The sequence below is a fragment of the Terrabacter sp. R4-6 genome (assembly GCF_057529065.1).
The window spans coordinates 2,637,508-2,652,466 of record NZ_CP197224.1; the positions used below are offsets into that span (position 1 = coordinate 2,637,508).

The following is a 14,959-nucleotide window of genomic DNA, read 5'->3' on the forward strand; positions in this document are numbered from 1 at the left end:
GCTGGTGGTCCTCAGGTGCTGCTGCTGCGGCGGGCGCGGAAGCGGATCGGGGGATCCGACGCCTCGGGCGCGGGCCGGTGGCGTCCTTCCTCGAGGTCGTAGCGGGCACGCTCGACACCGGCGGCAGTGACACGTCCGGCCTCGGAGCCGTAGGCGCCGAGCAGGCTCGTGCGGGCCAGGCGCGGCCCGACGGCGTTCTCCGACAGGCCGGCCAGGGCACCAGCAGTCCGGATGGTGCCGCCCTCGGCCACGAGGACCGCCGCCATCGCCTCGTCGACAGCGGACGTCAGGTGCTCCTGGGCGGCCCGCAGAAGCGGCAGCGCGTCGAGGGGGCGGGAGGCGTCCGCACGGTCGAGCGCCTGGCGCGCGGCGTCGATCGTCGTACGCAGGGACTGCTCCGTCTCGGCCGGGAGAGACCGTCGTGCTTCGTCGCTCATCCACCCACCCTAGGCGCAGTAACTGCGGCACCGCAACAGATGAGCCGTCGGGTTCATCTCGTCCCGGGGTGCTTCTCCCGCCAGGCGTCCGAGGCCGGGGTCGACAGCCATTCCTCGGAAGGGATCAGTCGGTCGACGCCGTAGTAGACGGCGGCGCAGTTGCCGGCCCAGTCGGGCGAGGTGGTGTAGCGGAACGGCTCGGTCGACTTGGCGATGGGAGTAGGCGTGAAACGCACGATGCGCTTGCCCTCGCGGATTTGTTGCACTACGGCTGCGGTGTTCTTGTCCCAGGCCTTCGCGCGGTCGGTCATCTCGTGCACGAGCGCGGTGTTCCGCGGCACGATGGACCCCAGCAACACCGTGCTGGACAGGGCCGACACTCCGAGTAGCGCCGCCATGGCCGGAACCGCCACTCTCCACTGCCAGCCGCTGACGCGGCGGCCCAGCCAGTAACCGGCCGCGGCACCGTAGAGGGCGGCCGTCACGATGGCGGGGATCAGGAAGCTCGTCCAGGCGCGCTGGTACGTCCAGCCGTTGGGCCCGTAGCCATGTCGCAATCCCGCGATGACGCCGAACGATGCGATCACCACCAGGACGGCTGGCAGTACGACCACGAGGAGCTTGCGCGGAAGGGTCCACGAGCCGCCGGCGAACGGCAGAGACGTCCGGCGCAGAGCAGTGCTGCTGGCGAGCAGACCGACCAGGAGCCCGGCGACGATCGCGGCGTAGTAGGCGGGCTGGGAGAGGATGATCTCCCACGAGCCGAGCCATCCGTGAACGGCCTCCGAGAGGCCGCGGGCCGACAACAACGACGGCTGTTCGTGCGTGTACGCCACTGTGGTCCGGAGGCGCTGGCCGGGCGAGAAGTACAGGACGGCGAATCCGGCGAGCATGCCCACGAGCCAGACGGCGAGCCATGTGATCGGCAAGCGCGCCCGGCGGTCGCGCCTGGCCAGCAGGGCAAGCAGCAGGGCCGTCCCCGCATAGACGCTGCTGACCACGAAGAAGGCCTCGCCGAGGGATCCGATCACGAAGCCCATGAGCGACGCGAGCACGACAGCCGTGACTCGCACCCACCGCCGCGGGCTGCGTGCCGCGAGCATGAGGATGATGACGTTCCAGATGCCCAGGATCACCGGGAGCGTGTGCGTGACGGTGGCAGCGGGCCAGAAGAGGATCTGGTACACCTCGTTGCCGGCGAAGAACGTGAGCGCCGACACGACGACCGCCAGGAGCCCAGCCGCCGCCGCGGGCCATCGCCATCGAAGGTGGCGCAGGGTCAGGAACAACACGGTGAAGATCCCGAGCGTCAGCGTGATGATCAGGACGAACGGCAGCACGCGTGCGCCACGGAGCCCGTCCGCGAAGACCAGAACCTGGCCCACGTGGTAGGCCAGCCGCCCGTTCACCTTGAAGTAGTAGTAGTCGATGAACCCCAGTGAGCCGTAGTGGCGGATCCGTGCCGCCGCGCACCAGTCGTCCGCCGCCAGGCGAACGGCCGGGCCTGCGAACGCGCCCAGCGCGAGCAGGTGCACAGCGACGACGGCGGGCGGAAGCATCAGCAGCGCCCAGAGCCACGGCCGCCGCCGGCCTCGGCCTGATGGCCGCTCGTCGTGGGCGACCGACGTTTCTGTGGCGTGCTCGGCCTCGGGGAAGGCAGAAGGACTCATCAGATCGGTACCCATCGACGGACTTGCGGCAGGAGCACGACGTGACGGATGAACCGGCAGACATGCTACTCCTCGGCGACGTGCGGCGGCCCGTGAACGCCTCAGCGTCGAGATGACCAGCGATCTGTCTGCGTCACCAGCGACACCGCCGCCCCAGCCGTGCCGAGCGCGATGTCACGCAAGTCGTGCCTGTGTGTTCCATCGCCCTGGGCATACGAACGCAGCTGAATCGCGCTGTAGCTCGCGAACAATCCGGTCATCGGCAGGAAAGGCCGTCTGGAGCGGCTCGACGTCTGGAGGTCAGCTGACGTATCGCGGTGTCCACACCTGGCCGGTGTCGGTGACGCGGGTCCCGGAGGCGCACACGATGATGAGGCACTTCATGTCGATCGTTGCCGGGTCGAGCTCGGCGAGGGTCGTCACCGTGAGCGACTCCTCGGCTCGGCCGACGTCACGTCCGACGACGACGACGGTCGCGGGGTCGCGCTCCTCGAGGAAGACCTCGCGGGCGCGGGACACCTGCTCGGTCCGGCTGCGTGAGGCGGGGTTGTAGAGGGCGACGACGAGGTCGGCCGACGCCGCCGCCCGCAGACGCTTCTCGATGACGGCCCACGGCTTGAGCCGGTCGGAGAGTGACATGATCGCGAAGTCGCCGCCCAGCGGTGCGCCGGCACGCGCGGCGACGGCCTGCGCGGCGGTGACGCCGGGCAGGACGCGGACGGGCACGTCGGCGTAGCCGTACGTCTCGGCGGCCTCGAAGACGGCGGAGGCCATCCCGAAGACGCCGGCGTCGCCGCCCGAGACGACGGCGACGCGCTCGCCCTTGCGGGCCAGCTCCAGCGCGTCCCGGGCGCGGTCGACCTCGACGGTGTTGCCTGACGCATGGCGCGTCAGACCTTCGCGCTGAGGGACGCGGTTGACGTAGGGCGCGTAGCCGACGACGTGACCGACCTCGGCGAGAGCGGCTGACGCCTCCGGGGTGAGCCAGCGGTCGGGACCCGGGCCCAGACCGATGACGACGACCTCGCCGCGGACATCCGCCTCCGGGTCTCCTTGCGGGACAGCAGTATCGACGGTGACTGAGGTCACCGCACGGCCGGCGGCATCGGCGCGCAGGTCGCGACCGGGGACGACGACCATCGACATGTACGGCACGGTCGACGCGTCGACGTCGGCGACGGGGAGCACGCGCTCGGCCTCGGAGCTGGCCCGCTCGACGTAGCGCGCCTCGTCGAGGCGACCGGCCTGGCGCAGGGCCTCCCGGACGTTCTCGAACGTGCGACCGAGCTTCATGACGACGGCGGCCTCGGTGTCGGCGAGCCGCCGTGCGAGCTCCGGCACCGGGAGCGTCCCCGGCAGGATCGTCAGCACGTCCTCGTGCCGGCACAGTCCGGTTGCGACGGCGGCCGCCGACCCACTGACCGACGTGACGCCCGGGATGACCGCGGTGTCGTAACGGTCGGCGAGACGGTCGTGGAGGTACATGTACGTGCCGTAGAAGAGCGGGTCGCCCTCGGCCAGGACGACGACGTTGCGACCCGAGTCCAGATGTCCTGCAAGGCGATCGGCCGACTCGTCGTAGAAGTCGGCCATGAGGCCGTGGTAGCCGAGGGGGTGCTCCGTCGTGCCCGTGGTGACGGGGTAGGCGAGAAGCTCCTCGACGACTCCCTCACGGAAGTACGAGGCAGCGATGCGGCGCGCGATCGAGTCGCCCCGCGGACCGCTGTGGAAGGCGACGACGTCGGCCTCGCCGATGAGCCGCGCAGCCTTGACCGTGACGAGCTCGGGATCGCCCGGCCCGACGCCGACGCCACGGAGCCAGCCGGTCACAGCTCCTCCTCGCGGGCGAGCGCGTTGACAGCGGACGCCGCGAGGGCGGAGCCGCCACGCCGACCGTGGACGACGAGCCACGGGATGTCGAAGGGGTTATCGGCCAGGGCGACCTTCGACTCCGCGGAGCCGATGAAGCCGACCGGGATCCCGACGATGGCAGCCGGGCGCGGTCCGCCGTCGGCGATGGTCTCGAGGAGGTGGAAGAGGGCCGTGGGTGCGTTGCCGATCGCGACGACGGCGCCCTGGAGGCGGTCGCCCCAGAGCGAGACGGCGGCCGCGGATCGAGTGGTGCCCCAGGTCTTCGCGAGTGCGGGCACCCGCTCGTCGCGCAGCGTGCAGATGACCTCGTTGTCCCAAGGCAGGCGGGCACGCGTGATCCCGGAGGCGATCATGTGCGCGTCGGTGAGGATCGGGGCGCCGGCCCGCAGCGCTGTCCGCGCGGCCGTGACGAGCCGGGGGTGCACGGCGATGTGCTCGGTGAGGTCGACGTCGCCACTCGCGTGGACCATCCGCACGGCCACGACTCGGGCGTCCTCGGGCAGGTGGTCGAGGCGGGCCTCGGCCCGGATCGTCGCGAACGACCGTCGGTAGATCTCCTCCCCGTCCGTCACGTAGTCGTAGCGCCGCGTCGGCGCCTGCCGTGTCTCGGTGGTCACGTCCATGAGGACTCCTGCTGGGCGATGGTGGACAAGGCGTCATCGGTGGAGCGTGGGGCCAGCACGTCGACGTATGCCGTCGCGGGCGTGCCGCAGCGGCGCTCGCACCCGCTCACGTGCACGGGGAGGTGCCCGCCGGGAAGCACGGGGGCGAGGTCGCGGGCCAGGGCTCGGGTGTCCAGGGCGGACCGTGCGCAGCCGGGGAGGCCGGTGCAGGCGTGCAGTCGCGTCCAGGGGGAGTCGGCGCGGGTCACGAGGCCGGCCGCTTCGAGCTCGGCCAGCGCCGCAGCGGCGTTCTCGATGACAAGCGAGCGCCAGGGGGTGACGAGCACGCGATCCGTGACCTGCGCGAGCGTGGCGACGTGGTCGGGTCGAAGCAGACCCAGGGGCACGGCGACGACGGCGTGGTCGCCGACGGCCCCGAGGGGTCGCTCCGGTCGACGCGGCAGGCCGAGCCCGACCGTGGGCTCGGGTCCGAGCGGCGCCGCGAGATCGCTGACGTGCCAGACGGTTTCGTCGCCGCCAGACTGCCGGACGAACTCGTGAGCGAGCGCGACCAGCCGAGGCACCGCGGCTGCCAGCGGCACCTCCCAGCCCCGGTCCGTGCCCCCGGCCAGCACGACGCCGCGACCCGGGCCGGTGGCCATCAGGCCGAGGTCGAAGGACTCGCCCACGACGTCACCACGCCCGTCGTCGAGGACGAAGAGGAAGCGACCGCCGAGATGGGCGAGGTCCGGATCGGCGCACAGCGCGGCGTCGAGGGTGCGGGTCACGGGACGCAGGTCACAGTGCCCGGCGCCGTCGAGGCCCGAGAGCGGTGACGCGACGACGTTGCGCACGAGCTCATGGCTCGCCGATGGGACGAGCCCGGTCGCCCGGATCGACTCATGGATCCGCGGCGTCAGCGGGTCGGGGAGCCCGCGCAGCTGAAGTGCTCCGCGAGAGGTCAGCTGGATGGACGGATCCGATTGTCCCGCAACGACATCCATGAGGGTGGACAGTGCGTCGATGCGCACCGGCTGACCAGCAGGACGGAGCCGCACGATCGAGCCGTCGACCGCCACGAAGGGTCGGCTCACACCGGGACAGGCGTCGCCTGCCCGGTGCTCTCGGCTCGACGGGGCGGTCACGCGGCACATGCTAGGCCCGAGCCCCGCGAGTGCAAGACGGCCGTCTCGGGCTATGGTGGGCCCAGCGTCGTCGACCCAGGAACCCGGTGAGAATCCGGGACGGTCCCGCCACTGTGAGCCGCCACCCGAAAGGGAGGCGGTGAGTCAGGAACTGCCGACAGCGCTTCTCTTTCCTTTCGACCGCGGGGCGTGGACACCCCGCCGAGGAGTTCCAGTGACGCGCATCGCGCTGCTCTCGACGTCTGACACCGACCTGCTGTGTGCCCGCGGGAGCGGCGCCGACTACCTGCTGGCCAACCCGTCACGGCCCGGCCACACCTCGATGGCCGAGGCCATCGAGGCCGCCGACATCGTCGTGGCGCGCATCCTCGGCGGCCCCCAGGACCTCTGCGAGGGCTTCCGCCGGATCCGGGCCACGGACACGCCGATGGTCGTGCTCGGTGGTGAGCAGACGCCGCACGCCGCGCTCATGGAGCTCTCGACGGTCGCGCCCGGCGTCGTCGCCGAGGCCCATCGCTACCTCGCCGAGGGCGGCGCCGCCAACCTCCGGGAGCTGCACGCCTTCCTCGGCGACACGCTCCTCATGACGGGCGAGGGCTTCGAGCCGCCCGTCGCCCTGCCGACGTGGGGAGTCCTCGACCGTCCCGAACCCGACTCCGAGCCGGCGGTCAGCGGCCACTCCCGTCCTCGCGTCGGGATCCTCTTCTACCGCGCCCAGTTCGCCGCCGAGAACGTCGCGTACGTCCACGCCCTCGCCGACGCCGTCGACGCCGCCGGCGGCGTCGGAGTCCCCGTGCACGTGTCCTCGCTGCGCGACGCCCCGGCCGACCTGCTCGAGCACCTCACGGCATACGACGTGCTCGTCACGACCGTCCTTGCGGCGGGCGGCACGAAGCCGGGCACGGCGAGTGCCGGCGAGGACGACGAGGCCTGGGACGTGCAGGCGCTGGCGGCTCTCGACGTGCCGATCATCCAGGGCCTCTGCCTGACGTGGAGCCGCGACCAGTGGGACGCGAGCGACGACGGGATGAGCCCGCTCGACGTGGCGACACAGGTCGCCGTGCCGGAGTTCGACGGTCGCATCATCGGAGGGGTCTTCTCCTTCAAGGAGACCGACGCCGACGGCCTGCCGCACTACGTGCCCGACCCAGAGCGCTGCGCGCGCCTCGCGACGCTGGCCGTCAACCACGCCCGCCTGCGCCACACCCCGCCCGCCGAGCGGCGCATCGCGATCGTCCTCTCGGCGTACCCGTCGAAGCACTCGCGCATCGGCAACGCCGTCGGCCTCGACACCCCCGTCTCGATCATCCGGCTGCTGCGGGCCATGCGCGACGCCGGCTACGACCTCGGCGAGCCGGGCGACATCCCCGGCACCGGACCGCTCGAGCCCGTCGACGGCGAGACGCCCGACACGACCGCGGGCAACGCCCTCATCCACGCGCTCGTCGAGGCCGGTGGGCAGGACGAGGACTGGCTGACCCAGGAGCAGCTGAGCGGCCAGCCGGTGCGCATCCCGGCCGCCCGCTACCGCGAGCACTTCGACGCGCTGCCCGACGAGCTGCGCACCGCCGTCGCGAAGCACTGGGGCGAGGCGCCCGGCCAGGTCTTCGTCGACCGCCACACCGACCCCGACGGCGAGCTCGTCGCGGCGAGCATCCGCGCCGGCAACGTCGTCGTCCTCGTCCAGCCCCCGCGCGGCTTCGGCGAGAACCCGATCGCGATCTACCACGACCCAGACCTGCCGCCGACCCACCACTACCTCGCCGTCTACGACTGGCTCGCAAGGGAGTTCGGTGCCCACGCCGTCGTCCACATGGGCAAGCACGGCAACCTCGAGTGGCTTCCCGGCAAGAACCTCGCGCTGTCCGCAGCGTGCGGGCCCGACGCGACGATCGGCGGGATCCCCCTCGTCTACCCCTTCCTCGTCAACGACCCCGGCGAGGGCAGCCAGGCCAAGCGCCGCGCCCACGCGACGATCGTCGACCACCTCGTGCCGCCGATGGCGCGCGCCGAGTCCTACGGCGACATCGCCCGACTCGAGCAGCTCCTCGACGAGTACGGCAACGTGTCCGTCATGGACCCGGCGAAGGCGCCGGCGCTGCGGGCCGAGATCTGGACCCTCATCCAGTCCGCGCAGATGCACCACGACCTCGGTCTCGACGAGCGCCCCGGCGACGACGAGTTCGACGAGTTCGTCATGCACGTCGACGGCTGGCTCTGCGAGGTCAAGGACGTCCAGATCCGGGACGGCCTCCACGTCCTTGGCGAGGCCCCCACGGGGGAGGGCCTCGCCAACCTCGTGCTCGCGATCCTGCGGGCCAACCAGGTGTTCGCCGGCGCGGTCGGCGCGGTGCCTGGACTGCGGACGGCGCTCGGCCTGAGTGAGGGGCATGCCGAGCGCTCGTCCGTGGACGATGCCGAGGAGCAGGCGAGCGCGCTCGTCGCCGCTCTCGCCGAGGCCGGCTGGGACGAGGCCGCCGTGCCCGGCATCGTGCGCGACCGGCTGGGTCCCGACCCGCAGGTCGACACCGATGGCGTATGCCGTTCGCTGGCCTTCGCGTGCCGAGAGGTCGTCCCGCGGCTGCGCGCCACGACGGGCGAGATCGACGCGGTGCTCCATGCGCTCGACGGCGGCTACGTGCCGGCCGGTCCGTCGGGGTCGCCCCTGCGTGGCCTCGTCAACGTGCTGCCGACCGGCCGCAACTTCTACTCCGTCGACCCCAAGGCGATCCCGAGCCGACTCGCCTGGGAGACGGGGCAGCACCTCGCCGACGACCTGCTCGCCCGGCACCGCGCCGACACGGGCGAGTGGCCGCGCTCGGTCGGCCTCTCGGTGTGGGGCACGTCGGCGATGCGCACGTCGGGCGACGACATCGCCGAGGTGCTCGCGCTCCTCGGCGTGCGGCCCCGCTGGGACGAGATGTCGCGCCGGGTCGTCGGCCTCGACGCGATCCCGCTCGCCGAGCTCGGACGCCCGCGCATCGACGTCACGGTCCGCATCTCCGGCTTCTTCCGCGACGCCTTCCCGCACGTCATCGCGATGCTCGACGACGCCGTGCAGCTCGTCGCCGACCTCGACGAGACACCCGACGACAACTACCTCCGGGCGCACGTCGCGGGCGACCTCGCCGAGCACGGCGACGCCCGCCGCGCAACGACCCGGATCTTCGGCAGCAAGCCCGGCTCCTACGGCGCCGGCATCCTCCCGCTCATCGAGTCGGGCAACTGGCGCTCGGACGCCGACCTCGCGGAGGTGTACGCGACGTGGGGCGGCTTCGCCTACGGGCGCGAGCTGGACGGCATACCTGCTCGGGCCGACATGGAGCGCACGTACGCGCGGATGGACGTCGCCGCGAAGAACATCGACACGCGCGAGCACGACATCGCCGACAGCGACGACTACTTCCAGTACCACGGCGGCATGGTCGCGACGGTGCGCGCGCTCACCGGGCGCGAGCCGAGGGCGTACGTCGGCGACTCGACGACGCCGGACTCGGTGCGCACCCGCAGCCTCACCGAGGAGACGGCGCGCGTCTTCCGCGCGCGCGTCGTCAACCCGCGCTGGATCGCGGCGATGCGGCGGCACGGCTACAAGGGCGCCTTCGAGCTCGCGGCAACCGTCGACTACCTCTACGGCTTCGACGCGACGGCCGGCGTCGTGACGGACTGGATGTACGAGCAGCTCGCCCAGACGTACGTGCTCGACAAGGAGAACCGCGACTTCCTCCAACACGCGAACCCGTGGGCGCTGCACGGGATGATCGAGCGGCTCCACGAGGCCGTCGATCGCGGGCTCTGGGAGGAGCCGGACCCCGGGCTCCTCGCGGACCTGCAGCAGGTCTACCTCGACGTCGAGGGCGACCTCGAGGACTGACGTGGCCGGCTCGACCTGCGGCGGGCCCGGCGGGGACGTCGGCCGTGCCCGCGTCGGGCGGTCCCGAGCGTCGGGGGTCAGAACTGCAGGCCGCGCATGTCGTGCTCGACGACGTCGACGTCGCCACACCGCTTGCAGGTCAGGATCGTGCGTCCCTTCAGCTTCAACCGCGTGTAGCGGTGGCCGAGGATGAGGCACTTGAGGTTTCGTCGCGCCATCCTCCGAGTCTCCTCCGGCGGCGCCGTTGCGGCAGCGAATCGCGCTAGCTGAGTATGCCGTGGGCGGCGTTCCAGCGCCGTGCGCCCTGGTAGGCGTCGACCATGCCCCAGACCCAGAAGCCGAGCACCCCGACGATCCCGACGAGGACGATCACGAACAGCCAGCTCACGAAGTAGCCGATGAGGATCCCGACCCCCTTGGCGACATCACCGTTGATCATGCTGCCGAGACCGGGCATGAAGAAGGACGCGAGGACGGCGACGGCCGGGTTCTTCGGGGCGACCTGCGTGTAGTAGACCGGTGTGCCGGCCGGGGCGGCCGGACCGGACGGGCGCGACGGGGGCGACGGGGGCGGCCAGTCGGCGTGTCCCCAGGGCGCGTTCGCCGTGCTGTGGGGCAGCCCGTGGGCGTCCGTCGCCGCCACCGGCGGGTCCATGGGCGGGCGGGTGTGGGGTGTCCAGGCGCGACCGTCCCAGTAGCGCTCGCCCTCACCGGCCGGGTACCAGCCGGGGGGAGCGGAAGGTCCCTCGTTCATGCTCGAGCTCCTCAGCATCGTGAGAGTCCGAGCGTATGTCGGGACGCGCCCACGTCTGCGCGTTTTGTCAGGGAGCGAAGGGCGTCAGGCAGAACGGGTGGCCGGCGGGGTCGAGCAGCACGCGCCAGCGGTCGTCGGGCTGCGGGTCCGCACGGCGTGCCCCGAGGCGCACGGCGCGCTGGGTCTGGGCGTCGAGGTCCTCGACGTCGACGGTGACGTCGAGGTGCACGATCGAGTGGTCGGGCCACGTCGGCTCGTGATGGTCTCCGACCGCCTGGGCCACGAGGACCAGGCCGCCGACGTCGACGGCGGAGGCGCCGTCGTGCGACCAGAGCACGGTGCCGTCGAAGAGCTCTGCGTAGAACGCCGCGAGCGCCCCATGGTCGGCGCAGTCGAGCGACACGGCGCTGACCCGAAGGGGGCGTGGCCGGTCCGTCATGACTTCTCCTCGTCGGTCGGCGCCGCCTCGGGAAGGACGGGCTGGTCGGTGGGGTAGAGGCCGACGGCGAGGCCGTAGACCGTGTCGCCGGAGCGCGGCAGGGCGGTGAACTCGCGCACGAGCCCCTCGACGCGGCGCCAGAACTCCGACGCGCTCTCCCTGGGGATCCGGACGTGCCGAAGTGTCGAGTAGAGCGTGTCGTCCTCGTGGGCAGGCACCGACTCGGCAGCGGCGACCGAGAGACCGTTGACGCAGACGGGGACCGTCGGGTCGCCGGGGTGGCGGGCGACGCCGATGGTGATGGTGCGCCCGGTGCGTCCGTAGTAGCGCTCGTCGATGGCACGCACGCGGCGGGTCCGCACGACCCGCAACATCCCGGCGTCGACGAGCACGCCGACGTGGTGGGCGACGGTGCTCTTGGGCCTACCGACGGCGGCGGCCAGCTCGGCCACGGTGGCCGCCCGCTCGAGCACGAGGTCGAGGAGCGAGGAGCGCAGCGGGTCGGCGATCGCCCGCAGCTGGGCAGGTGTCGTCAGCTCCACCGCGTCGGGGAGCTCGTAGTCAGGCAGCTGCGGGCTATTGATCGACATTGTTGGATCAGTCTAGATTGTTGGATCAACAGCAGGGAAACCATCGAGCACAGGAGCAAGCATGGCCGACGTCCTCCTCCTCCACCACGCCCAGGGCCAGACCCCGGGCTTCCTCGCCTTCGCCGACGCCCTGCGCGCCGCGGGCCACACCGTCCACACGCCCGACCTCTACGGAGGGGAGAGCTTCGCGACCCTCGACGAGGGGATGGCCAAGGCGCGGTCGATCGGCTTCGGAGCCCTCCAGGAGCAGGGAGTGGCCGCGGCCGACGGCCTGCCCGACGACCTCGTCTACGCCGGCTTCTCCCTCGGGGTCATGGCCGCGCAGCGGCTCGCCCAGACCCGACCGGGTGCCCGCGGCGCGATCCTGCTCGACTCGGCGATCCCGCTCGGCGAGTTCGCGCCCGACTGGCCCGCGGGCGTCCCCGTCCAGATCCACGGCGGCGAGGCCGACGAGTTCTTCATGGACGAGGGTGACGTCGACGCGGCCCGTGCCGTCGTCGCGGCGGCCGAGGACGGCGAGCTCTTCACGTATGCCGGCTGCGGCCACCTCTTCGCCGACGCGAGCTCGACGGCCTACGACCCCGAGGCCGCCGCCCTCGTGCAGCAGCGCGTCCTCGACTTCCTCGCCCGGGTCTGAGGAGGTCAGTTCCGGGCTTCGGCCCGGAGGGCCTCGCGCGTCAAGGCGAAGTAGATCTCGTCGGACCGGGTGCCGTCCGGGTTGGGCAGGCGACCGCTGAGCCGTCCCTCGGCCCGGAAGCCGGCCTTCGCGGCCACCCGGCCGGAGGCCTCGTTGCCGACCTTGTGCCCGAGCTCGAGCCGGGCGAGCCCCGTCTCCTCGAGCGCCCACCGCGACACGAGCCGCAGGGCCCGGGTCGTGAAGCCGCGCCCGCGGAAGGCGGGCAGCACGCCGTAGCCGACGAGGCCGGTGCCGGGCGGGCCCATCCGCATGATGCCGATGACGCCCGCGCCCTCACCGGAGGCGGCGTCGACGATGACGAAGCGCGCCGCCCGTCCGCGGCGCCACTCGATCGCGGCCGAGGCCGTCCTGCGTCGCGCCTCGTCGTCGGTCAGCGGCCGGCCCGCGAAGTCCCAGCGCAGCGACTCCTCGTTGTTGTGCTCGTCCCGCACGGTCTCCCAGTCGGCAGCGGTGATCGGCCGCACCGTCACCACCCCGTCGCCCATCGGCGCCGTCTCCGGGAAGGCGCTCGGTCCCGGCCCCGCCGGCATGTCCACGGGCGGCCGCAGCAGGTAGGTGTCCATGACCCAGCCGTGGCGCTCGCGGGCCTCGGCACGCAGCCGGCGCACCCCGTCGACGACGTCGGCCAGACGGCCGTGCACGAGCAGCTCGTCGGGCGTGCCGAGGTAGGCGCCCCACCAGAGCTCGAGGTCGGGGAAGACGCCGGCGAGCTCCGCGCAGGCGAGGTGCCCGTCGAGCATGACGACGACGTCGCCGAGCGCCGGGTCGTACTCGTCGACGAGCCGCCGGCCGGTCGTGATGTGGATCGGGGCGCCGATGCGGTTGAGCGGGATCCGGTGGCGCGCAGCGAGCAGCTGCGGCGCGCTGATCCCGGCGATGACGTCGTGCTCGACGGTGATCCCGGCTGCGGCGTACCGCTCGACGAGCGCGTCGACGACCCGGATCGTCGAGTCGTAGAACGCCGGGTCGCCCCACACGAGGAAGCCGACGGTCGTCTCACCGGCGTCGAGCCCGTCGATGACCTCCGCGTACGCGTCGACCCGTGCCGCGTGCCAGTCCCGCACCCCGCGGTCGTATGCCGTCGCGTCGCGTTCGGCGTCCGGCCCGCGTCGCGGGTCGGTGACCTCCACGACGCGGTACGCGTGGTCGGCCGGGATGAGGGCGTCGCACACGGCCTGCCGGGCGGCGACGAGGTCGGACTTCACGTCGCCCTTGTCGGCGACGAGGAAGATGTCGACGGTGGCGAGGGCACGGGCCGCCTCCCCGGTCACGTGACCGGGGTCGCCCATGCCGATCCCGATGACGCGGATGCGCTCGATCACGGGGTCGCTCCGATCCGGGTGAAGGAGAGGAGGCCGTCGATGTCGACGTGCTCCTCGAGGGCGTCGGCGAGGGTGTCGAGCATCCGCTCCCGTCGCTCCGCGAAGCCCGGGGCGTCGGCGTGCGGCTGCCACTCCGATCCTGCCGCGCGGGCGACCTCCGCGAGCCAGGCACGACGGAAAGTGTCGCTCTCGAAGGCACCGTGCCACATCGTGCCCCACACCTGGCCGACGTTCCAACCGTCCAGGAAGCCCTGTGCCACAGCGGGATCCGTCGCTCGCACGTCGTCGAGGGGCAGGCGTCGTGCGATGCCGTGGTGGATCTCGTAGGCCGTGTCCACGGCGTGGTCGCCCCAGGCCCCGGCGGGCCGCGCGAGCACCTTCGACGCGCCGAACTCGACGCGCACGGGCAGGTGTCCGAGGCCCGGCACGACCCCGACGCGGCCCTCGATGTCGTCCTCGATCTCGTGCCCGAGCATCTGGTAGCCGCCGCACACGCCGAGCACGGGGCGTCCGGCCGCGACGCGGCGGTCGACGACCTCGGCAAGGCCGCGCTCGCGCAGCCACTCGAGATCGCTTGCGGTCGAACGGGATCCGGGCAGGACGAGGAGGTCTGCCGCGTCGGCGACGGCCGGGTCGATCGTCACGAGGACGTCGACGCCGGGCTCGGCAGCAAGGGCGTCGACGTCGGTGGCGTTCGAGATGCGGGGCAGCCGGATGACGGCCACCTTGAGCCGGTCCCGCGAGGTCGCCGACAGTGCGGTCGAGGCCCGCCAGTGACCGACCTCGAGGGTGTCCTCGCTGTCGAGCCACACGTCGAGGAGCCACGGGATGACCCCGTGGAACGGCACGCCGGTGCGGTCGGTGATGCTGTCGAGTCCCGGCTCCAGCACCGACACGTCGCCGCGGAACTTATTGATGACGAAGGACTTCAGGAGTGCGCGGTCGTCCTCGTCGAGGAGCGCCCACGTGCCGTAGAGCGAGGCGAGGATGCCGCCGCGGTCGATGTCGCCGACGACGACGACCGGCAGGCCGAACTCGCGCGCCAGCCCCATGTTGACGTAGTCGCCCGAGCGGAGGTTGATCTCGGCGGGGGAGCCCGCGCCCTCGCACACAACGAGCTCGTAGGCGTCGGCGAGCTCGCGGTAGGCCGCGAAGGCGGCGTCGGCCAGGTGGGCCCGCCCGGCGGCATACTGCCCCGCCTCCAGCGTCCCGGCCGGCTCACCGCGCACGACGATGAACGACCGGCGGTCGGTGCCGGGCTTGAGCAGGACGGGGTTCATCGCCGTCGTCGGCTCGACCCGGGCCGCGACGGCCTGGAGCCACTGCGCCCGGCCGATCTCTCCGCCGTCGAGACAGACCATCGAGTTGTTCGACATGTTCTGCGCCTTGAACGGGGCGACCCGCACGCCGCGGCGTGCGAGGGCGCGGCACAGGCCGGCGACGATGACGGACTTGCCGGCGTCGGACGACGTGCCGGCGACGAGGAGGCCGGAGGCGGCGGGCGAGGGCACCTGACCATCCTGCCGGACGAGGACCGCCCGACACCGACGGGTCCTA

The 14,959-nt window shown here is 72.2% G+C and carries 13 protein-coding genes and 1 riboswitch; of the genes, 2 read left to right on the plus strand and 11 right to left on the minus strand.

The window, feature by feature from the left end; all coding sequences use genetic code 11:
• Positions 1–11 precede the first annotated feature (11 nt).
• From ACSSS0_RS12350 to ACSSS0_RS12370, 5 genes are all read right to left on the minus strand, one after another.
• Positions 12–437, minus strand: coding sequence for a hypothetical protein (locus ACSSS0_RS12350; protein WP_487228200.1), 426 nt, complete (start codon positions 435–437; stop codon positions 12–14).
• Positions 438–490: 53 nt separating this feature from the next.
• A complete protein-coding gene (locus tag ACSSS0_RS12355; protein ID WP_487228201.1) occupies positions 491–2,122 on the minus strand; it encodes a DUF6056 family protein in 1,632 nt (543 codons plus the stop codon).
• A 285-nt stretch (positions 2,123–2,407) separates the two neighbouring features.
• On the minus strand, positions 2,408–3,937 hold the full coding sequence (locus tag ACSSS0_RS12360) for a precorrin-2 C(20)-methyltransferase (protein WP_487228202.1): 1,530 nt from the start codon (positions 3,935–3,937) through the stop codon (positions 2,408–2,410).
• Positions 3,934–4,602, minus strand: coding sequence for a precorrin-8X methylmutase (locus tag ACSSS0_RS12365; protein ID WP_487228203.1), 669 nt, complete (start codon positions 4,600–4,602; stop codon positions 3,934–3,936). Before ACSSS0_RS12365 ends, ACSSS0_RS12360 begins: the two co-directional genes overlap by 4 nt.
• Complete coding sequence (locus ACSSS0_RS12370; protein WP_487228204.1) at positions 4,593–5,735, minus strand: precorrin-3B synthase; 1,143 nt, start codon at positions 5,733–5,735, stop codon at positions 4,593–4,595. The genes ACSSS0_RS12365 and ACSSS0_RS12370 overlap by 10 nt, the downstream gene beginning before the upstream one ends.
• Positions 5,736–5,755: 20 nt before the next feature.
• A riboswitch (cobalamin riboswitch) is annotated at positions 5,756–5,899 on the plus strand.
• A gap of 41 nt (positions 5,900–5,940) precedes the next feature.
• On the opposite strand from ACSSS0_RS12370, the gene cobN reads away from it, so the two are divergent.
• Entirely contained in the window at positions 5,941–9,600 is a 3,660-nt protein-coding gene (gene cobN, locus ACSSS0_RS12375; RefSeq protein ID WP_487228205.1) for a cobaltochelatase subunit CobN, read from the plus strand.
• A 77-nt stretch (positions 9,601–9,677) separates the two neighbouring features.
• On the opposite strand, the gene ACSSS0_RS12380 is transcribed toward cobN, so the two are convergent.
• The 4 genes from ACSSS0_RS12380 to ACSSS0_RS12395 form a co-directional block, all read right to left on the minus strand.
• Positions 9,678–9,818, minus strand: coding sequence for a hypothetical protein (locus ACSSS0_RS12380; RefSeq protein WP_157610656.1), 141 nt, complete (start codon positions 9,816–9,818; stop codon positions 9,678–9,680).
• A 44-nt stretch (positions 9,819–9,862) separates the two neighbouring features.
• Positions 9,863–10,354 (minus strand): DUF2510 domain-containing protein, encoded by a 492-nt coding sequence (locus ACSSS0_RS12385; protein ID WP_487228206.1) that lies wholly within the window; start codon positions 10,352–10,354, stop codon positions 9,863–9,865.
• A gap of 67 nt (positions 10,355–10,421) precedes the next feature.
• Positions 10,422–10,793 (minus strand): VOC family protein, encoded by a 372-nt coding sequence (locus tag ACSSS0_RS12390; protein WP_435987631.1) that lies wholly within the window; start codon positions 10,791–10,793, stop codon positions 10,422–10,424.
• Positions 10,790–11,383: a helix-turn-helix domain-containing protein gene (locus ACSSS0_RS12395; RefSeq protein WP_435987630.1), complete on the minus strand. Its 594-nt coding sequence runs from the start codon at positions 11,381–11,383 to the stop codon at positions 10,790–10,792. Before ACSSS0_RS12395 ends, ACSSS0_RS12390 begins: the two co-directional genes overlap by 4 nt.
• 61 nt (positions 11,384–11,444) lie before the next feature.
• On the opposite strand from ACSSS0_RS12395, the gene ACSSS0_RS12400 reads away from it, so the two are divergent.
• Positions 11,445–12,020, plus strand: a complete 576-nt coding sequence (locus ACSSS0_RS12400; protein WP_487228207.1) for a dienelactone hydrolase family protein — start codon at positions 11,445–11,447, stop codon at positions 12,018–12,020.
• A gap of 5 nt (positions 12,021–12,025) precedes the next feature.
• Here ACSSS0_RS12400 and cobF read toward each other — a convergent pair whose 3' ends face one another.
• Both cobF and ACSSS0_RS12410 read right to left on the minus strand, forming a co-directional pair.
• Complete coding sequence (cobF, locus tag ACSSS0_RS12405; protein ID WP_487228208.1) at positions 12,026–13,402, minus strand: precorrin-6A synthase (deacetylating); 1,377 nt, start codon at positions 13,400–13,402, stop codon at positions 12,026–12,028.
• Positions 13,399–14,913, minus strand: a complete 1,515-nt coding sequence (locus tag ACSSS0_RS12410; RefSeq protein ID WP_487228209.1) for a cobyric acid synthase — start codon at positions 14,911–14,913, stop codon at positions 13,399–13,401. The genes cobF and ACSSS0_RS12410 overlap by 4 nt, the downstream gene beginning before the upstream one ends.
• Between the last annotated feature and the right edge of the window lie 46 nt (positions 14,914–14,959).